The sequence below is a fragment of the Helicobacter sp. genome, assembly GCF_029067145.1.
In the GTDB taxonomy this organism is placed as follows: domain Bacteria; phylum Campylobacterota; class Campylobacteria; order Campylobacterales; family Helicobacteraceae; genus Helicobacter_D.
The window spans coordinates 1-19426 of record NZ_JAIEFA010000092.1; the positions used below are offsets into that span (position 1 = coordinate 1).

Genomic DNA, 19426 nt, shown 5'->3' on the forward strand with positions numbered 1-19426 from the left:
CCCCCCCCCCCCCCCCCCCCCCCCCCCCCCCCCCCCCCCCCCCCCCCCCCCCCCCCCCCCCCCCCCCCCCCCCCGTTTAAGGCTTTTGAAAAAGTTTGCGAGGTTTATCATCAGGAATTTTTGGATTTTGAAATAAATAAAAAAGTAAAAAAAATTAAAATATATATGCAAAATTATGAATATTTTTCTATTTGTAAATTGCAAGCTTATACTAGAAAATATAAAGGCTTACTTGTCAGTATCACAGATGATGGGATTGGCGTTAGAATAATGAATATGCTAGTGAGTATGTATCTTGCAAATTTAAGTGGATATAAGTTTGGATTTGTGTGGAGAAGTGATATAAACGCTTGTGGGACAGATGATTTGAGAAACAATCTGGGTAAAAGTTATCATTATGATATTTTGTTGCCACAAATTGAGAGTGAGGAATATCTTTTTGATTCCAAATTCATTTCACAGCATTCTTATACAAAGCAAATTAAAAGAGAAAGCAAACATTTAGCAAGGAATATCCCGCTAGATAAATTAAAAGATAGTTTGCCATTTGAGGGGAGCTTTGGGTGGAGTTATCAAGATAGTGGAATGCATATTTTGGGTGTGGATAAAAGTTATTTGCAGGAATTGCCTAAGCTCTATTCACAGATTCTATTTAGCTCACATATTGTGGAGATTATGGAAATGGCAAAAATTGCGGCGCAAGCTTTGCAGGATTTTGTTGCTTTGCATTGGCGGGGAGGAGATGCGCTCTATAGTTATTTTATTAGGAGTCGCGGGAATCATTACAAAAAAGTAATGCCTATTGAAATTGCTTTTTTTATCATTAAAACCTATTTACCTAAAGGCAATCTTATTGTGTTTTCAGATGATATTGCTTCTATGCAAAGTCTGCTAGAATACGCAAAGGAGATTCCGACAAATTTTAAGCTTTGTAGTATTGTTGAGTTCTTGCCTGAAAACTTAAATGATGTAGATAGAATCTTTTTTGAGATTACCTTTATGTCCAAAGCTAAAGAGATATTTTCTGCTGGTAGTCATTTTTCTTACTTGGCTAGTGTGATAGGAAAAGGCAGGGAGCAAAACTTCACTTATAAATTTTTTGATGAAAAAATGCAAGTTGAGATTATTTTGCAATATTTAGAAAAAATCAAAATCCACCCCATAGCACAAGCTTTTTCTTATTTGCACCTTTATATGCTAAAGAGAGAGGAGGGAGACTTTAAGTTTTTGGGAGATATGGCATATAGGGCAATGAATTTAGATGAGAAAAATCCCCTTTATAAAATAGCTTTTTTGGATTCTTTGATAAAGCAAGAAAGATTCCAAGAAGCAGATGAGTTTTTGGCAAATATACAGGAAAAGAGTGAGTTTTATAAGGTCTTTTGTGGGTGTGTTTTAACATCAAGATTTCAAGATATAGCGCAAGATATTTTTAAGAATGCTTATAGGGGTTCAAACATTATGAAAATGGCGGACGCAATAGCGCAACCTTATGGAAAAAATTTAGAAAAAGGAGCGGTAGCGAGAGTAAAAGAGCAATTAAGCTATAAACTAGGAGAGGCTTATTTGCAAAGCAATCTTTTGAATATGCCCTTTAGGCTTTTGGCTATCAAAAAAGAACACCAAATCCTTAAGAAACTACAAAAGAAAATGATAGAAAGAGGAGAATTGAATCCACCTAAACCATTGCATAGTTTTGCGGATTATTTTGAGGCTTTGCAAATGCAAAATGAGAAAGAATTTAGAATCGGGCAACTTATCATTGAAGTGGATAAAAGTTTTTTGAAATTCGGCTTTCTCACTCTTTATTTTAAATGCAAGGGTTTTTAAATTTACAAATCTAAAAACCCTTTTAAAAATTCTTGGTGTAACACCGGAGTAAATTCCAAAACTTGGTGCGTGGCGACAGAATTTAGCGCGTAAGGGTCGTTTTTGAAAAACTCCTCTGCTGCTTCTTTGGAATCAAATGTTCCAACTACGATTCCGCCCGTTTTTGGATTCTGTGGTCCGCTTGCTAAGAGATTCTTACTCTCATAGCCTTTTTGCAAAAAGGCGCGGTGAGAGGGCAAAATCGTTTCAATTTCACTCATTGACTTAGTATAGGTGATTAAAATCACAAATAGATTTTTCATTTTGTTTCCTTACATTCCCTTTTTGGCGTCCTCTAGTCGCTGTGCATCGGAGATATTTTGCGCTAGATTATCCCAACGCAACTTCGCCCCTCCTAAAATATGAAAATGCAAATAAGGCACTTCCTGTCCCCCATCTACGCCGACATTGCTAATAATACGATAGCCGCTTTTGTCTAAGTCCAAAGTGCGTGCAACTTCTTGGATAAAGCTTGTAAAGCCCACCATTTCATTAGGATTGAGTTCTTGGAAATCTTTGGCAAATTTTTTGGGAATCGCAAGCACATGCACAGGGGCTTTTGGCGCAATATCGTGAAAAGCTAGAAAATCGTCATTTTCTAAGACTTTATTGCAAGGGATTTCGCCTTTGATGATTTTTTCAAATACGCTCATTTTAAAACCTTTGAAATAAATTTTTGAAATTTTACCTTATTTTATCTATGGATTTGCATTCCTTTTAAGAAAAGTAAATAAAAATTTACAATACAATCTCAAAATTATTTTATCAATTTGGGAATGAGATGACAGAAATATTTTCTAAGATTAATCAAGCACAAACAACCGCAGAGCTAGAGGAAATCCGTGTTTTGGTAATGGGCAAAAAGGGAAGTTTAACCGCGCGATTTGCTGCACTAAAGTCTTGCAAGGAATCTGAAAAAAAGGCATTGGCTAAGGAATTGAATTTGCTTAAAATAGAGTTTGAAAAGGCTTTGGCAGACAAAAAGGAACAACTTGCCTTAAAAGAGCTTGAAGCAAAACTCAATGCAGAAAAAATTGATGTTTCGCTCTTTTCCCCAAGCTCTCAAAAAGGCGCAAATCACCCTATTATGCTAATGTTAGATAGAATTGTGGAATACTTTGTGGGAATGAATTTTTCGCTTAATGTCGGACCTTTGGTAGAGGACGATTTCCACAATTTTGAAGCTCTTAATTTGCCCAAATACCACCCTGCGCGCAATATGCAAGATACTTTTTATTTCAAAGATGGCAAATTGCTTCGCACGCATACTTCGCCTGTGCAGGTGCGCACAATGGAATCCCAAAAGCCACCGATTCGTATGATTTGTCCCGGAAGTGTTTTTAGGTGCGATTATGATTTGACGCATACACCGATGTTTCATCAAGTGGAAGGATTGGTCGTAGAGGAAGGGAGAGATTCGGTGAGTTTTGCGAATCTCAAATTTATTTTGGAAGATTTTTTGAAATATATGTTTGGAGATGTGAAAGTGCGATTTCGCTCAAGTTTCTTTCCTTTTACAGAGCCAAGTGCGGAAGTGGATATGAGTTGTATTTTTTGTAAGGGTTCGGGGTGTCGTGTATGCTCCCATACAGGTTGGCTAGAAGTGTTGGGTTGTGGGGTAGTGGATAATAATGTTTTTAAGGCGGTGGGTTATGAAAATGTCAGTGGATATGCCTTTGGTTTGGGCGTGGAGAGGTTTGCAATGCTGATGTTTGGTGTGCCAGATTTAAGAGCATTTTTTGAAAGCGATTTAAGAATTTTGGAGCAGTTTAAATGATTTTTACACGCAGTATTTTAAATCAAGTTTTACCGATAGAAGAGATTTCAGGCGAGGAGATTTGCAAAGTCTTAAACAAAATAGGGCTAGAAGTAGAATCGTTCCAAAAAAATATTGCGCCTAAAAAAGTTGTCGTGGGTAAAATTCTTGAATGTCAAAAACACCCAGACGCGACAAAACTGAATGTTTGTCAAGTTGCGATTGGAGGAAAAGAGGGTGAATACCAAACGCGTCAGATTGTTTGTGGCGCACCCAATGCAAGAGCAGATATTTATGTAGCAGTTGCGTTGGAGGGAGCAGAATTACCACAAGTCAAGATTCAAAAAGCCGTTCTTAGAGGGGTAGAAAGTTGCGGTATGTTATGTTCTACAACGGAACTTGGCTTCCCAAAAGTAAATGATGGAATCGTAGAGCTAGACGCAAGCATTGGAGAATTGATTATCGGTAAAGAATTGAGAGAATATTCTTATTTCAATGAGGAAGTCTATGAGATTTCTATCACGCCTAATCGTGGCGATTGTATGAGTTTGCTTGGCGTTGCTAGAGACTTAAGCGCAGCATTCAAGCTTGAATGCAAAGCCTTGTGTCCTATGCCAAAAATATCAGAAAACGCTCCCGGAATCGGACGCGTGCTGCAAGTGATTGCAAGTGATAAACACAGAACTTCCTTGCTTTTTAAAGTGATTGAGGCAAAACCTTTTTTACTTCCTTTAGGAGCAGTTTTGTTTTTGGCTTATAATGACGCATTAACAGAGGATTGGTTGGGCAATGCGTTACATTTTAGTATGCTTTTTAGCGGTGTGCTTTTGAATGCTTATCCGCAAGATTCTCGCCAACTAACAAACAAAAATGGCAAAGTAGTGTTGAATCTCAAACAAGACGAACAAGGCTTTGAAAGCATTTATCAAGAGGATAAAAAACTTTCTGTCATTGGGATTAATGGATATGCAGAAAACCTTTCGCGCAAAGTCAATCTAAACGAGGAGGGACGAGAATTTATTATCCTAGAGGCAAGCTATATTCCTCCAGAAGTGATTGCACAAAAGGCAATGGAATCCAAGCCAAAAGTAGATGAGAGGATTTTCACTTTTTCTTCACGCGGAAGCAATACGGATTTGAATCTTGGTTTGTCGGTGCTTTCTAATTTATTATTAAATGGCGACGCTGTGCTTTATAATGATACACAAGAGGTTTTGGAAGTCCAATCCAAAGCACCTATTACGGTAGAGATTCCATTGTTATCGCGCGTTATTGGTGTAGAATTAGATAAATTACAAGTTGTAAATATTTTAAGAGCCTTAGAATTTAAGGTGGAAATTTCAAGCGATGAGAATCTAATTGTTGCAACTCCACCAGCCTTTCGCCACGATGTTGTGGGATTCCAAGACATTGCAGAAGAGATTATCCGCTTCTATGGGATTGATAATATCCCAAGCCAGCCTCTAAGCTTCATTCAACAAGAGCAAACAAACGACGCTTTGAGACTTTATCGTTTCCGACGCAATCTTTCCAAAAAGGCGGTAAGTGTAGGGTTTAACGAAGTGGTGCATTTTGTGTTTGAAAATAAAGAAAAATTGCAAGCTTATGGTTTTTCTGTGCTGGAAAATTCATTAGAGTTACTAAATCCTATCACGCAGGATTTAAATACTTTGCGTAGCACTCTATTGCTAGGGCTTTTGCGCGCAGCAGAACAGAATCGCAACAATGGATTTGCAGCAATCAGTTTAAGCGAAGTGGGCGCGGTGTATGATAAATGGCGCAATCAGAGCGATAAAATGGCGTTTTTACAAAGTGGATTTTTGAGCGAAGAACGTTATCCAAACGCAAAGGGTATTAAGGGCGATTATTTTGAGTTTTGTGATAGAATCGCGCGCGTGATTGGAGAGTTTAGTTTAGAAGCGTGTAAGAGCGAGATAGGCTTGTTTCATTTGGGACAATGTGCGAGAATTTTGCAAAATGGTAAAGAGATTGGAATCCTAGCAACCTTGCACCCGCAAGTCGCTTTAGAGTTGGGATTGGATTCTACTTATTTGTGTGAAATTTCTTTAGAATCCCTAAAAAATACCTTGCCGCAAGTCAAAATGTATTCTAAATTCCAAAAAACACAACGCGATTTGAGTGTGGTATTAGACAAAGGGATTCCATATTTTAAGCTAAGAATGGCGATTGATAAGCTGAATATTCCTCATCTTGTTGGATTTTATCCCCTAGATATTTACCAAGATGACAAACTAGGAGACAAATTAAGTTTAACGATTCGTTTTGAGTTGCAATCAGAGATAAAAACCTTAGAGGAAAAAGACATTACCGAAGCGATTTGCCAAGTTTTAGAAATGCTTAAGACAGAATTTAATGTGGAGTTGCGATGAAATTAGAAGTCTATCCAGCGCGAGAATTTACACTACAAACCGATAAAATCGCAGGGGATAAGTCTATTTCTCATCGTTGTGCTATGTTTGCGCTTTTGAGTGATAAGCCAAGCTTTGTGCGCAATTATTTGGAGGGCGAGGATACATTAGATACCTTAGAAATCGCGAAAAAATTAGGCTTAAAAGTCCAAAAAGAGCAGGGGGGATTCCGTTTGATTCCACCTGCAAAGATTGTGGAGCCAGATACGATTCTGTATTGTGGCAATGCAGGCACAGCGATTCGGCTTTATTTGGGGCTTCTTTGTGCGCAAAAAGGAATCTTTGTTTTAAGTGGAGATGAATATTTAAACAAGCGTCCAATGAAGCGTGTAACCGAGCCTTTGCGAAGTATAGGAGCGCAAATCATCGGGAGAGAAGTTGGAAATTTTGCTCCTTTGGTTGTAGTAGGCAATGAAAAGTTAAAAAGCTTTGATTATACAAGCAAGATTCCAAGTGCGCAAGTCAAATCCGCAATGATTTTAAGTGCGCTTTTCGCACAAGGAGATTGTGTTTATCGTGAGCCAGAACTTAGCCGCGACCATAGCGAGAAAATTTTGCAAGGAATGGGCGCGTCCATAGAATCTAAAAGCCTAGAAAATGGAATGATAGAAATCAAGATTCAGCCATTAACACACAAGTTGAATCCCTTAGAAATAGAGATTCCAGCAGACCCTTCAAGTGCGTTTTTTTTCGCGCTTGGGATTGCGATTACTCCAAAAGCACGTGGAATCTTACGCAATGTTTTGTTGAATAAGACGCGCATTGAAGCCTTTAAGGTTTTGGAACAAATGGGAGTAGAGATTCAATATACTTTAACTTCTAAAACTTATGAAAACATTGGGGATATTGAAGTGATTGCGCCGACTACATTAAAGGCGGTGGAATTGAGCCAAAAGATTGCGTGGTTGATTGATGAGATTCCAGCAATCGCTATTGCAATGGCGTGCGCACAAGGTGTCAGTCGTGTAAGCAATGCAAAGGAATTAAGAGTAAAAGAAACAGATAGAATCTCAGCGGTGGTAGAGAATCTTAAGGCTTGCGGGATTAATGCAAGAGAACTAGAAGATGGATTTGAAATTGTTGGGGGAACATTACAAAAGGCGTGTGTGAAAAGCTTTGGAGACCATAGAATCGCGATGAGCTTTGCAATCGCGGGACTTGTCTGTGGAATGGAGATTGAAAATGCAGAATATATCAATGTTTCTTTTCCTAATTTTTTAGAGATTTTAGAATCTATCACAACGATTAAAAGAGATTAAATGCGCGTCAAATTGGCTAAAAATTATGGATTTTGCTTTGGTGTGCGGCGCGCAATTAAACTTGCAGAAAGTAAGCCAAATGGCATTACGCTTGGTCCATTGATTCACAATGCAAAGGAGATTAATCGTCTTAAGGAAGATTTTAATGTTGTTGTGAATGAAAATATTGAGGAGATTCCACAAAATGCCGAAGTGATTATCCGCACACACGGAATCCCAAAGCAAGATTTGCAAAGATTAAAAGAAAAAACTTCCAAAATCACGGACGCAACTTGCCCTTTTGTAACGAAACCACAAGCAATTTGTGAGAAAATGAGTGCGCAAGGCTACCAGATAATTATTTTTGGAGATATGAAACACCCAGAAGTGAAAGGTGTGATGAGTTATTGTGAAAATAATCCTTTGGTGGTGGAAAATTTAGAAGCATTAAAAGCGCTAAAGCTTACGGAAAAAGTAGCACTCATTTCGCAAACAACAAAAAATATTGAATTATTTTTGGAAATTGCCAATTATTTGATTCGGAATTGTTCGGAATGCAGAGTGTTTAACACAATTTGTAATGCAACATTTGATAATCAAGATTCTGCGCGTAATCTCGCAAAAGAAGTAGATGTAATGGTGATTGTCGGGGGAAAAAATTCGTCTAATACGAAGCAGCTTTATAATATTTCCAAAGAACATTGCCAAGATTGTTATTTGATTGAGGATTTTTCGGAATTAAATGCACAATGGTTTAAGGATAAAAAATTGTGTGGTGTGAGCGCGGGAGCTTCTACACCCAATTGGATTATTGATAAAGTTGTAAAAACAATTGAAAATTATTAATTTTATACTTTTAAAAGGCAAATTTTAATAAAATTGAAAGATTTTATTTTTTAAAAAGGGCGCAGATGGCTGTTGGAATTAACACACACGAGTTGGAAAAGATAGTGATTGACGAAAATGAAGATTTTGCTTCAATGTTTGAACAATTTGAAAAAAAAGAGAGTGAAAGCGTTTCGCAAGGTGAGATTGTAGCAATTAAAAACGATCAAGTGATTATTGCGGTTTGCGGAGAGAAAAAAGAGGGAGTCATTTCAATAGACGAAATCAAAGATGTGAAGGGCGAGCTACTCTTCAAAGAGGGAGATTTTTTGCCGATTGTGATTGTAGGCAAACGCAATGAACAGCCTATTGTCTCCCACAAAAAAGCAATTCGCAGAGAAAAAGTGCGTCAATACATTAAAGACTTGGGTGAAGATTATAAGGACAAAGTTGTAGAAGGTGTTGTAACCAAAAGAAATAAGGGTGGATATGTTGTAGAGAATAATGGGATTGAATTTTTTATGCCTAAATTTGCAGCTGCTTTTAAAGAGGGCAGTAAGATTGAGGGCAAAAAGATTAAAGCTTGTATTATTAATGTAAAACCCGAAGAAGATAGTATTGTGATTTCACGCAAACGTTTGTTTGAGCTTGAAAACACTGTCAAAAAAGATGTAATTGATAATCTTTTGAAACAAGATGGAATCTTGCAGGGCAAAGTTAAAAAGATTACAAGCTTTGGAATGTTTGTAGATATTGATGGTGTAGAGGGCTTGGTGCATTATACAGAGATTAGTTACAAAGGTCCTGTGAATCCTTCAAAACTCTATAAAGAGGAAGATGTCGTTCCTGTGAAAGTTCTAAGCTATGACAAGGATAAAAGGCGTTTAGCTTTGTCTATCAAGGCAACAACAGACGACCCTTGGAAAGAGATTGAAAATGAATTAGAAGTAGGCGATGCGATTAAAGTAACGGTAAGTAACATTGAACCTTATGGTGTTTTTGTAGATTTAGGCAATGATATTGAGGGATTCTTGCATATTTCTGAAATTTCTTGGAATAAAAATATTCAAAATCCTGAAGAATTTTTAAAAGCAGGACAAGAAATTGATGTAGAAGTGATTGAAATTGATACAAAAGATAGACGCTTAAGAGTTTCTTTGAAAAAACTTTTGGACAAGCCTTTTGAACAATTTGCTAAGAAACATAAAGAGGGGGAAATCCTTAAAGGAGTTGTGGCAACTTTAACGGATTTTGGAGCATTTATTAAGTTGGATAGTATTGATGGTTTATTACACAATGAGGACGCTTATTGGAATAAAAATGAAAAATGCAAAGATTTAATGAAAGTCGGCGAAACCATTGAAGTAAAAATCGCAAAAATTGATAGAGAAAAAGAACGCATTTCTTTGACGCGCAAAGGCTTGATTACCTCACCGGTAGAAGAGTTTGCAAAAAAATATTCTATGGATGATGCAGTAGTAGGGTCTGTGAGAGATATTAAAGATTTCGGTGTCTTTATTAAGATTGATGATGAAATGGACGCACTCATTCGCAATGAAGATTTGTTCCCACTTAAAAAAGAAGAAATCAAAGTGGGCGATAAAATTAATGGTGTAATTTCTTTAATTGACGCAGAAAATAATAGAATCCGTGTTTCTGTGCGCAGACTAGAGAGACAGAAAGAAAAAGCAAATCTTAAAAATTTTAATAGTAACACAAATGACAAAATGACACTAGGGGATATTATCAAAGACCAAATCCAATAGTCTTAGAATGGAAATAATATGCAAGTAAGAGTTTTGATTGGAATTTTTTCTTTCTTAACTTGTATATTATTGTTTGTTTTGATTCGTAATTACATTGAGGCGATGAATGTCTATTCTTTGCCAAAAGTTAATCCTTATGAACTTGCACAATTTGATGACAATAAGACAAAACCGCTTGAAATGCCAGATTGGCTTGATAGATTGTCGGGTCAAGATGAGCGTGAGTTTATTTATCCGGCTTCAGAATTGCAGGTTAAATTACTTTTTGCAGATGAGCTCAAACAAAGTTCTAAAGAAATTTTTAGAGTTTCTGTGGGAGTTATTAACGATTATCAGTTTTTTTGTATCAATCAAGTCTTAGGAGCATACAATATAGAATATTCTTATTATAAAATTGGTGAGAGTATTTCTCTTGTGGTTGCAACAGAAGATGAAAATTATCTTCGTAGTGTGTTGGAAAAACTAAGACATTACGAAATTAATTATACTTTATCTAAATCTTAAAATGGAGAGGTTTTAATGGCAAAATATACGATTATGGTGTGTGATCATATTCATCAAAGTGGTTTGGATTTGTTGGCAAAAGACACAGAAGTAGAAATGTTGAATTTGGCAAGTTTGCCTAAAGAGGAATTGAAAAAAGAGTTACATAGAGCAGATGTGGCAATTACTAGGAGTTCAACAGATGTGGATATGAGCTTTTTGGAATCTGCAACAAAATTACGCGCGGTTGTGCGTGCGGGAGTAGGGGTAGATAATGTAGATATTGAAAATTCCAGCAAAAAAGGTGTAGTAGTAATGAATGTTCCAACTGCAAACACTATTGCTGCAGTAGAGCTGACTTGCGCACATATTTTAAGCACAATTCGTAGATTTCCTGAAGCTAATGCACAACTAAAAGTAGAGCGCAAATGGAAGCGAGAGGATTGGTATGGAACAGAATTAAAAGACAAAAAACTCGGAATCATCGGTTTTGGGAATATTGGTAGTAGGGTAGGCAAACGTATGAAAGCTTTTGAAATGGAAGTGGTTGCTTATGACCCTTATATTAATCCAGCCAAAGCCACAGATGTGGGTATTGGATATACAAGAAACTTTGATGAGATTCTAAGCTGTGATATTATTACGATTCATACGCCAAAAAATAAAGAAACCATTAATATGATTGATAAAGAACAAATTGCAAAAATGAAAGATGGTGTGATTTTGATTAACTGCGCGCGCGGAGGCTTGTATAATGAAGAAGCACTTTATGAGGCATTGGAATCAGGTAAAATTCGGTTTGCAGGGATTGATGTTTTTGCCAAAGAACCGGGAAATTCAAATAAATTATTGGATTTAAAAAATATTTATGTAACGCCGCATATTGGTGCAAATACTTTAGAATCTCAAGAAAAAATTGCAATTCAAGCAGCGGAAGCTGCTCTTGAGGCTGCACGCGGTTCAAGTTTCCCCAATGCGCTGAATTTGCCTATCAAAGAAAATGAATTACCAAGTTTTATGAAAGCCTATTTGGAGCTTGTGCAAAAAATGGCATTTTTTGCGATTCAAATTAATAAAGATGAAGTGCGTTCTATCACTTTAGAAGCGGAGGGAGAGATTAAGGATTATCTTGCTTCGCTTTCCACCTTTGCATTAGTCGGAATCCTTAATGCAACTATTGGGGATAAAGTCAATTATGTCAATGCGCCTTATGTTGCCAAAGAAAGAGGCATTGAAGTGAAATTAGAGGGAAAAGAATCGCAAAGTGCCTATAAAAATCAAATTAAATTGACTTTGCTTACTCAAAATGGTGAATTTAGTGTCAGTGGAGCAGTCTTTAACGAATCTACGCCAAAAATTGTCAATATTAATAATTTTGCATTAGATATTGAACCAAAAGGGAAAATGATTCTATTTAGAAATGATGATACTCCCGGTGTTATTGGATTTGTTGGCACGACTTTGGCAAAGCATAATATCAATATCGCCGATTTTCGTTTGGGACGTTACAAAAAAGAAGCATTGGCTTTGATTGTAGTAGATGATGCTGTTTCTCAAGAAGTATTAAACGAACTTGCGAGCTTAGAGGCGTGTATTTCTATTAAGTATGCTGTCTTATAATTTTAGGAATCTTTAAGGATTCCTCCCCCAGCATTCATTTGCTAAAATATCTCAATAAATTCTGCTTGATAAAAATTAAAGAAAAATGTTACTTTTTTGCTTAAAATTTGTTAAATATTGCTAAAAATAAAACATTTTTAATAGTTATTAAATAAGTTTTAAATACATTAAAATATTAATTTTATCTTCAAATGGAGGAATTATGTGGCAGCAAATTACTGACCCACTAGGGAATATTATCTTAAGTGCAGTGGTGGCTTTTTTGCCTATTCTTTGCTTTTTGTTATGTTTATTGGCTTTCAAGCTTAAAGGGTATCAGGCAGGATTTATTACCGTGATTGTTGCAAGTGCAGTAGCGTTTTTTGTCTATGGAATGCCTTTTTCTTTGATTGGTGCGTCTTTTGTGCAAGGATTTGCGCAAGGAATGTGGCCTATTGCTTGGATTATCATCGCAGCAATTTTTCTTTATAAACTTTCTGTTAAATCGGGTTCCTTTGAAGTGATCAAACAGAGCGTTATGTCCATTACGCCAGACCATAGAATCCAAGTCATTTTAATTGGTTTTTGCTTTGGTTCTTTCTTAGAGGGAGCGATTGGATTTGGCGGACCTGTTGCGATTACAGCTGCACTTTTAGTTGGGCTTGGATTGAAGCCTCTTTATGCTGCGGGGCTTTGTTTGATTGCAAACACTGCTCCTGTGGCATTTGGTGCAGTTGGGATTCCAATTATTGCAATGTGTAACTTGGTGGGTGTAGATCAACACGCAGTTTCTGCAATGGTTGGGCGAATGCTTGTTCCGCTAAGTCTCACCGTGCCATTTTTTATTGTTTTTTTAATGGACGGATTCAAAGGAGTAAAAGAGACTTTCCCTGCAATTTTTGTTGCCGCAGTTTCATTTACAGGCACACAATTTTTAAGCTCAAACTTTCTAGGTGCTGAATTGCCCGATATTGTTTCTGCTATTGTCTCTTTGGCTTGCACCACTTTATTTTTGAAAGTTTGGAAGCCTAGCAATATCTTTAGACTAGATAATGAGACAAATTTCTCAAATTTTGCGCAATTAGAATTAGGGGCAGTTATTAGAGCTTGGATGCCTTTTATTCTTTTGATTGTTTGTATCGTGATATGGACACAGCCTTGGTTTAAAGCCTTGTTTGCTAAAGGAGCAATCTTTGATTATACGCAAGTAACGATTGCCTTTAACAATATTCAAGGTGGAATCTTAGACGAAAATGGCAAAGCAATTTCTTTGAGTTTGCCCATTAACTTTGTGGCACTTCAAGCTGGAACTGCAATTTTATTGGCAGCATTTTTAACGATTTGGACATTAAAAATCAAAGCAAGCGACGCGGGAGAATGCTTTTGGGATACTTTAAAAGAAATGGCGATTCCTTGTATTACCATCGGACTTGTGGTTGCCTTTGCTTTTATTGCGAAAAATTCGGCAATGAGTGCGACACTTGGTTTGGCATTTGCACAAACCGGTGATGCCTTTGCTTTCTTTAGCCCCGTGATTGGTTGGATTGGCGTTTTCCTAACCGGAAGTGATACGAGTGCAAATCTTCTTTTTGGTCCGCTCCAACAAGTAACAGCTGGAGAATTAGGCGTAGGGGAGGCATTATTTTTGGCAGCAAACTCCGTTGGTGGTGTTGTAGGTAAAATGATTTCTCCTCAATCCATTGCCATTGCTTGTGCGGCAGTAGGTTTAGTCGGCAAAGAGTCTGAATTGTTTAAATTCACATTAAAATATTCTATCGGTTTTATTTTGTTGATTGGAATTTGGACATTTATCATCGCATTTTTCTTGAATGGCATAATTCCAGAAATAGTGCCGCTTGTAAAATAAGGTAAAAACAATGAGGAAAGTATATTTTTTTGCAACTTGTTTAGGCACAGCTACAATGCAAGAGGTTGTGCTAAGTGCAATCAAGCTCCTTCGTCGTGAAGGAGTGGAGGTAATCTTTAAAAAGAATCAAACCTGTTGTGCGCAACCTTCTTTTAACTCTGGATATTTTAAAGAAAGTAAAGAGGTTGCACTTTATAATATTCAGCAATTTAGGGAGGATTATCCTATCGTTGTGCCAAGTGGTTCTTGTGCGGGAATGATGAGCCACGATTATTTGGAGCTATTCAAGGGGGATTCTAATTTTGGCTTAGTGAAGCAGTTTAGCGAACGCGTGATAGAGTTAAGTCAATACTTAGATGAAGTTTTGAATGTAGATTATCAAGACAAAGGAGAGAATGTCAAGGTAACTTGGCATTCAAATTGTCATGCTTTAAGGATTCAACAAAGTGTGGAAGCGAGTAAAAATCTACTTAAACGACTAAAGAATGTAGAGCTAGTTCCTTTGGAGTTTGAAGAGGAATGCTGTGGATTTGGTGGGACATTTTCTGTCAAAGAGCCTGAAATTTCTAATGCTATGGCAATGCAGAAAATCAAAGACATAGAGGCAACAGGCGCAAAATATGTTGTCAGTGGAGATGGGGGTTGTCTTTTAAATATTCAAGGCACAATGAGCAAGCTAGGAATAGATACCAAAGGCATTCATCTTTATGAATTTTTATTAAAACGATTAGAGGGGGTGAGCTTATGAGTGTAGAACATAGAATCTCACACGAGGAAATAGTGCATACTAAGTTAAACGATTCTCAAATGAGAGAAAATTTGAATGTTGCTATGCACACACTGCAAAGAAATCGCTTAAAAATCATTGAGGATAAATTTGAAAATTGGCAAGGATTGCGAGATAAGGCAATGCAAGCAAAAAATAATGCCTTGATGAGCTTAGAGGAAAGATTGTTGGAGTTTGAAAAAAATGCTATCAAAAATGGCATACAAGTGCATTGGGCTTCAAGTGGTGAGGACGCTTGCGAAATCATTTATGAATTAATGAAAGAAAAAAATATTCGTAAGATTCTTAAAGGTAAATCTATGGCGAGCGAGGAAATCGGGTTAAACCATTTCTTGGAGAAAAAGGGGATTAGTGCCATTGAAACAGATTTGGGCGAGCTTATTTTGCAGCTTAATGGCGAAACTCCTGTGCATATTGTTGTGCCAGCGATTCATCGCAACCGCTATGAAGTAGGCAAGATTTTTGAGGAAAAGTTGGGTTCTAGTTTGGAATCCGAGCCTGAAAAACTCAATGCGATTGCAAGAAAACACTTAAGAGATGAGTTTGAGGGCTTGCAAATGGGTTTAAGTGGCGTGAATTTTGCAATGTCCAAAGAGGGCGCATTTTGGCTGATTGAAAATGAGGGAAATGGGAGAATGTGCACCACAGCTCCAGAAATTCACGTAGCAATTTGTGGGATTGAAAAGGTAATGGAAACCTTTGAGGACGCAGCAACAATGGTGCATTTGCTTACTCCCTCTGCGACAGGACAATTTATACCAACTTATAATAATATCATCACTTCCCCGAGAAAAAATGGTGATTTAGACGGACCAAAAGAGGTGCACATCGTTTTGTTTGACCATCATAGAAGTGATATGCTTTCGCATTCTGATTATTATGAGGCATTGCGCTGTATTCGTTGTGGAGCGTGTATGAATTTCTGTCCCGTTTATGATAAGATTGGAGGGCATACCTATCAAACGATTTATCCTGGACCTATTGGGGAAGTGATTAGCCCGAATCTTTTTGGAATTGATTTAACAGGAGATATTTTGAGTTTTTGCTCACTTTGCGGAAGATGTAGTGAAGTTTGCCCCGTAAAGATTCCGCTTGCAGATTTGATTAGAAAGTTAAGGGCGAATAAAGTAGGAGAAGGGAAAAATCCTCCTTTGGGTGCAAGTATGTTGAAACTTAACAAATGTGAATCTTTAAGTATGCAAGGGTTTGCTAAAGTTGCAACTAATGGCACATTGTGGAGATTATCACTTGGTAATGCACACTATTTCAATGGTGCTTTACATCGTTTTAAAGATTCTTTGCCTGTAATTAAAAAATGGAGTGCATTCAAGGAATTGCCACAAATCAAAGGCAACCTTTATCAAGAGATTCAAAAGCTAGAAGGGGTGCATTATGACTAATAGGATTGAGAGTATTTCACAAAGAAGCAAAAAGCAAATTTTGGAGAGATTAAAAAGAGCTTATAAAATGCCAGAGTTTGAACGCAAGCCTAGTATTGACCCTGTGGCGCATATCCAAAGAAGTGGAGAAATGCTAGAGGAAATGAAACGCAAAATGACGGACAATAAGTATATTGTAGAGGAATGCGATAGTCATAATTTGGAAAACAAAATCAATGAAATTGTTAAAAGTTATGGTTATCAAAAAATGATTTATTCTGAAAGTTTGGATTTGGATTTAAATAAAATTGAAGCAGCACAGAAAGTATGCTTTAATCAAGAAATTGAGAATCTAAGGGAAGATGTGTTTCATAGTGATTTTTCTGTCGTTCGTGCGAGAGTGGGTGTGAGCTCACATGGCGTTGCTCTCGTGCATTCGTCCAAAACTCAACCTAGAATGCTAAGTCTTGCGCCGACGCTTTGCATTATGTTGCTAAAGAAAGAAAATATTGTAGGAAGTTTGGCGGAGGCTTTAAATCTCGTGAAAGCTGAAAACGAAGTTTTACCTAGCAATATTTTATTTATTGCTGGTCCCTCACGCACTGCCGATATTGAACTCATCACGGTGTTTGGTGTGCATGGCTCACAAAAAGTGCATATTATTTTATATTAGATTTTTTTGGGATTCTGCTTGTGGAATCCCAAGTTTATTTAACATAAATTAGCCAAGAAATCATTTTTGAAACGGACATAATTTTGTGCCGATTCTTTGATAAGATCAATTTCCTCTTCTTTTAATTCTCTAACAAGTTTTGCGGGATTTCCTAAAATAAGCGAACGTGGAGGAAATTTTTTACCCTTTGTTACGACGCTCCCAGCTCCTACAATGCTATTTTCTCCAATACAAACATCGTCCATAATGCACGAGTGCATACCAATAAGACAACAAGATTCAATCTTGCAAGCGTGAATAATGCAATTATGCCCAATTGTAACATCATCTCCAATAATAACAGGGAAGCCCGTGTCTATTATTTCGCCCTTATCATCAAAGAGTCTGTGCCAAATGTGCAAAGTAGTCAAGTCTTGAATATTTGTGCGCTTGCCAATTTTGATAAAGTTTTCATCTCCTCTTAGCACGCAATTAAACCATATACTAGAATCCTCCCCGATTTCCACCTCACCGATAATCTTGGCTCCTTCCGCAATGAATACATTAGGGGCTATTTTTGGGCTTTTTCCTTTGAAATTTAATAACATTCTCTCTCCTTTGTAGGTTTTAATAAGGTTTTCTTTGCTGGCTTACTTCATCAAGCAAATAAATAATATGTTGCCAAGCTGCGTTTGTTGCTCTGTTCAAATCTGTTTCGCAAGTGTTAGATTTCTTGCAAAATTCTGATAATCCCTGCTAACCTGCATTTTTTCCTTAAATTTAGATGAACAATAAATATTTTACAATCTTTTGCTTCTTTATTTTTGAATTTCAGTGTCGCTCTTTGGAATCTAAGCATTTATTTCAAAAATTGTTTAAATTTTACTCAAAATTTAGTTTAAGAATTTGGCTTTAAAGAATCACCAAAAATATTATAAGGTTCATTGTAGAGCGGGCTTTCTATATCAAAAAATCCTAGCATTGAGTGCGCAAGATTATTGTGGGAGAACTTGAAGTTATTGTATTGCTTAAGAAGGTCGTTAAGGGTTGCGTTGTTGTGGTATGCAATGCTTGGAATATGGATTTGTTTTTGTGTGCATTTGCTTAGCTCATTTGTATCGCAAGTGAGAGTAAAGCGACGAAAATTCTCTGGGTATCTTTTATGATATGCTGGTCCGTGCGAACCTTGCAAATGTAAAACATAAAGATTGTTCCCCTCTAAAGTTGGTAAGTCTTTCATAAACTCTTCAAGCAAGACGACATTATAACCAACATCAAATTGTTGGACATTGTTAATTGTTTGCAAACTCCTTGACAAGAACCATAGTTATTGTCTAGCCAAACAACATTTACGCAATATTTTTCAAAATATCTAGCACATTTTCTTGAAATTCAGAGGTTTAAACCTTTGTGCGGATTAAAGCTAAACATACAAGGCACACTAATTACTATTGAAGTGCCACAAGAGGAGAAAATATTGAATACAGAATTACACGTATATGTTCCAAGTGAGTAATTTGCTGCTCTAGCAGTTTCTTCCACAACCAAAATAAGCAATTTTTTCTCTTGAGGATTCTTAATTTTGTATTATCGGATAAAGTCAAAAAGGTTGTTTGGAAAAATCTTGTTTGAAACACTTTCCGACAGAATAGAACTGATAGAATGGAGCATTATAAACCCTTGCTTGCGGATTGCTCCCAAAATAAGGAATCAAGGTCTTTGTTTGGATTATAAAGAATCTAAAGGCTAAAGTTAAACCAAAGAAAATGAGCGCATAGAATGCTTTTGTGTGATTAAAGTTGTGAAGAATAAGGGATTAAATAGAATGTTAATTGGAGATGGAATGCTGTGTGTTTTTGTTATTATAAGATTCCGCAAGGATAAAAAGCTAACCATTGCGTCATTGCACCACCTCTCTGCTATTGTGAGGCGGGTTGTGGTAGATAAGAGCAGCTTTGGCATAGGGATTCTATGCGTTTTCCCTCTTTAAATCCTTGAATTAGGGATTCTATGCGTGGTGTTTGCAGAATCTCTTTGAGGTTTTGGGTGGAGAGATTGCCTAGAGGAATTGCGCCTTTAGTATCAAAGCAGCAAGGCACAACAACGCCATTGCAGAGGATTCCTAATTGCTTGCTTGCGCCATAGCAAAATCCATTGCTTATTTTTGTTTTTTGGGGATTAACCCATTCAAAAAAGGGCGCACCCACTAGATGAATCTTATAAGCAAGGCGCGTTTTGGTGGGCACAATTTTATCAAGATGAAAAAAGTCCTTTAAGCGTTGATAGAGAATCGTATTTTTGTTTGGCGCGCTAAAGTCTTTGTTGAGATTCCAAAGTCTTAAGTTGATGAATTTCTCACTTTTTAGCTTCTGGTGTAAGGTGCAAAGCTCTAAAATGGCTTTGAGATAGGAATCAAGCGCAATGGATTCTTTTTGATAAAGTGCGCTTGTAAGGGAAATATTGATTTGATGAATGCTTGGGTGATGGAGCAAAAGATTAGAGTTTTCTACATTGCAATAGAATCCGCTTGTCGTTAAATCAATTTTTAGTTTAAAATTCTCGGCAATATCCAAATATTCCTTTAGTGATTCTACACTTAGAGGGTCGCCTAAAATATGCAAGGCGCAAAAATGCGTATAGGGCGCAATCTCTTTTGCAATCCTGCTAAAGAGACTTAAAGGCATAATGTCTTTTGCCTTTGTCGGCGTGCAAAAACTGCAATTTAATCCGCAAAAATTCGTGATTTCAATAAAAATTTTGTTGAATCGCATTTCTT

16 protein-coding genes and 1 pseudogene are annotated in these 19426 nt (G+C 37.0%); 12 read left to right on the forward strand and 5 right to left on the reverse strand.

Annotated features, from left to right (window positions below):
• Positions 1-1830: pseudogene (locus tag K2N75_RS08645) on the forward strand (hypothetical protein); the annotation flags it as partial.
• 2 nt (positions 1831-1832) lie between these two features.
• Here K2N75_RS08645 and K2N75_RS08650 read toward each other — a convergent pair.
• On the reverse strand, positions 1833-2132 hold the full coding sequence (locus K2N75_RS08650; protein ID WP_297680127.1) for a YciI family protein: 300 nt from the start codon (positions 2130-2132) through the stop codon (positions 1833-1835).
• Between the two features lie 9 nt (positions 2133-2141).
• On the reverse strand, positions 2142-2522 hold the full coding sequence (locus K2N75_RS08655) for a histidine triad nucleotide-binding protein (protein ID WP_297680128.1): 381 nt from the start codon (positions 2520-2522) through the stop codon (positions 2142-2144).
• Between the two features lie 128 nt (positions 2523-2650).
• Here K2N75_RS08655 and pheS point away from each other — a divergent pair, with 128 nt between their 5' ends.
• The 11 genes from pheS (at position 2651) to K2N75_RS08710 (ending at position 16671) form a co-directional block, all read left to right on the forward strand.
• The gene (pheS, locus tag K2N75_RS08660) at positions 2651-3646 is read left to right on the forward strand and encodes a phenylalanine--tRNA ligase subunit alpha (RefSeq protein ID WP_297680129.1); all 996 of its coding nucleotides are present in this window, start codon (positions 2651-2653) and stop codon (positions 3644-3646) included.
• Positions 3643-6015, forward strand: a complete 2373-nt coding sequence (gene pheT, locus K2N75_RS08665) for a phenylalanine--tRNA ligase subunit beta (protein WP_297680130.1) — start codon at positions 3643-3645, stop codon at positions 6013-6015. The genes pheS and pheT overlap by 4 nt, the downstream gene beginning before the upstream one ends.
• Complete coding sequence (gene aroA, locus K2N75_RS08670) at positions 6012-7313, forward strand: 3-phosphoshikimate 1-carboxyvinyltransferase (RefSeq protein WP_297680131.1); 1302 nt, start codon at positions 6012-6014, stop codon at positions 7311-7313. Before pheT ends, aroA begins: the two co-directional genes overlap by 4 nt.
• Positions 7314-8138, forward strand: coding sequence for a 4-hydroxy-3-methylbut-2-enyl diphosphate reductase (locus K2N75_RS08675; RefSeq protein WP_297680132.1), 825 nt, complete (start codon positions 7314-7316; stop codon positions 8136-8138).
• A 65-nt stretch (positions 8139-8203) separates the two neighbouring features.
• A complete protein-coding gene (locus tag K2N75_RS08680; RefSeq protein WP_297680133.1) occupies positions 8204-9883 on the forward strand; it encodes a 30S ribosomal protein S1 in 1680 nt (559 codons plus the stop codon).
• Between the two features lie 18 nt (positions 9884-9901).
• Positions 9902-10387 (forward strand): hypothetical protein, encoded by a 486-nt coding sequence (locus K2N75_RS08685; RefSeq protein WP_297680134.1) that lies wholly within the window; start codon positions 9902-9904, stop codon positions 10385-10387.
• Between the two features lie 15 nt (positions 10388-10402).
• On the forward strand, positions 10403-11986 hold the full coding sequence (gene serA / locus K2N75_RS08690; RefSeq protein ID WP_297680135.1) for a phosphoglycerate dehydrogenase: 1584 nt from the start codon (positions 10403-10405) through the stop codon (positions 11984-11986).
• Between the two features lie 202 nt (positions 11987-12188).
• Positions 12189-13832 (forward strand): L-lactate permease, encoded by a 1644-nt coding sequence (locus K2N75_RS08695; protein ID WP_297680136.1) that lies wholly within the window; start codon positions 12189-12191, stop codon positions 13830-13832.
• 10 nt (positions 13833-13842) lie between these two features.
• Complete coding sequence (locus K2N75_RS08700) at positions 13843-14580, forward strand: (Fe-S)-binding protein (protein ID WP_297680137.1); 738 nt, start codon at positions 13843-13845, stop codon at positions 14578-14580.
• Complete coding sequence (locus K2N75_RS08705; RefSeq protein WP_297680138.1) at positions 14577-16019, forward strand: LutB/LldF family L-lactate oxidation iron-sulfur protein; 1443 nt, start codon at positions 14577-14579, stop codon at positions 16017-16019. Before K2N75_RS08700 ends, K2N75_RS08705 begins: the two co-directional genes overlap by 4 nt.
• Complete coding sequence (locus K2N75_RS08710; protein WP_297680139.1) at positions 16012-16671, forward strand: lactate utilization protein C; 660 nt, start codon at positions 16012-16014, stop codon at positions 16669-16671. The genes K2N75_RS08705 and K2N75_RS08710 overlap by 8 nt, the downstream gene beginning before the upstream one ends.
• Positions 16672-16709: 38 nt before the next feature.
• On the opposite strand, the gene K2N75_RS08715 is transcribed toward K2N75_RS08710, so the two are convergent.
• The 3 genes from K2N75_RS08715 to K2N75_RS08725 form a co-directional block, all read right to left on the reverse strand.
• The gene (locus K2N75_RS08715) at positions 16710-17258 is read right to left on the reverse strand and encodes a gamma carbonic anhydrase family protein (RefSeq protein ID WP_297680140.1); all 549 of its coding nucleotides are present in this window, start codon (positions 17256-17258) and stop codon (positions 16710-16712) included.
• Positions 17259-17548: 290 nt separating this feature from the next.
• Complete coding sequence (locus tag K2N75_RS08720) at positions 17549-17956, reverse strand: sulfatase-like hydrolase/transferase (protein ID WP_297680141.1); 408 nt, start codon at positions 17954-17956, stop codon at positions 17549-17551.
• A 613-nt stretch (positions 17957-18569) separates the two neighbouring features.
• Positions 18570-19421, reverse strand: a complete 852-nt coding sequence (locus K2N75_RS08725; RefSeq protein WP_297680142.1) for a radical SAM/SPASM domain-containing protein — start codon at positions 19419-19421, stop codon at positions 18570-18572.
• Between the last annotated feature and the right edge of the window lie 5 nt (positions 19422-19426).

Coding starts and splice junctions, on each gene's coding strand:
- K2N75_RS08650 (WP_297680127.1), bottom strand. CDS start 2,132: ATGAAAAATCTATTTGTGATTTTAATCACCTATACTAAGTCAATGAGT.
- K2N75_RS08655 (WP_297680128.1), bottom strand. CDS start 2,522: ATGAGCGTATTTGAAAAAATCATCAAAGGCGAAATCCCTTGCAATAAA.
- pheS (WP_297680129.1), top strand. CDS start 2,651: ATGACAGAAATATTTTCTAAGATTAATCAAGCACAAACAACCGCAGAG.
- pheT (WP_297680130.1), top strand. CDS start 3,643: ATGATTTTTACACGCAGTATTTTAAATCAAGTTTTACCGATAGAAGAG.
- aroA (WP_297680131.1), top strand. CDS start 6,012: ATGAAATTAGAAGTCTATCCAGCGCGAGAATTTACACTACAAACCGAT.
- K2N75_RS08675 (WP_297680132.1), top strand. CDS start 7,314: ATGCGCGTCAAATTGGCTAAAAATTATGGATTTTGCTTTGGTGTGCGG.
- K2N75_RS08680 (WP_297680133.1), top strand. CDS start 8,204: ATGGCTGTTGGAATTAACACACACGAGTTGGAAAAGATAGTGATTGAC.
- K2N75_RS08685 (WP_297680134.1), top strand. CDS start 9,902: ATGCAAGTAAGAGTTTTGATTGGAATTTTTTCTTTCTTAACTTGTATA.
- serA (WP_297680135.1), top strand. CDS start 10,403: ATGGCAAAATATACGATTATGGTGTGTGATCATATTCATCAAAGTGGT.
- K2N75_RS08695 (WP_297680136.1), top strand. CDS start 12,189: ATGTGGCAGCAAATTACTGACCCACTAGGGAATATTATCTTAAGTGCA.
- K2N75_RS08700 (WP_297680137.1), top strand. CDS start 13,843: ATGAGGAAAGTATATTTTTTTGCAACTTGTTTAGGCACAGCTACAATG.
- K2N75_RS08705 (WP_297680138.1), top strand. CDS start 14,577: ATGAGTGTAGAACATAGAATCTCACACGAGGAAATAGTGCATACTAAG.
- K2N75_RS08710 (WP_297680139.1), top strand. CDS start 16,012: ATGACTAATAGGATTGAGAGTATTTCACAAAGAAGCAAAAAGCAAATT.
- K2N75_RS08715 (WP_297680140.1), bottom strand. CDS start 17,258: ATGTTATTAAATTTCAAAGGAAAAAGCCCAAAAATAGCCCCTAATGTA.
- K2N75_RS08725 (WP_297680142.1), bottom strand. CDS start 19,421: ATGCGATTCAACAAAATTTTTATTGAAATCACGAATTTTTGCGGATTA.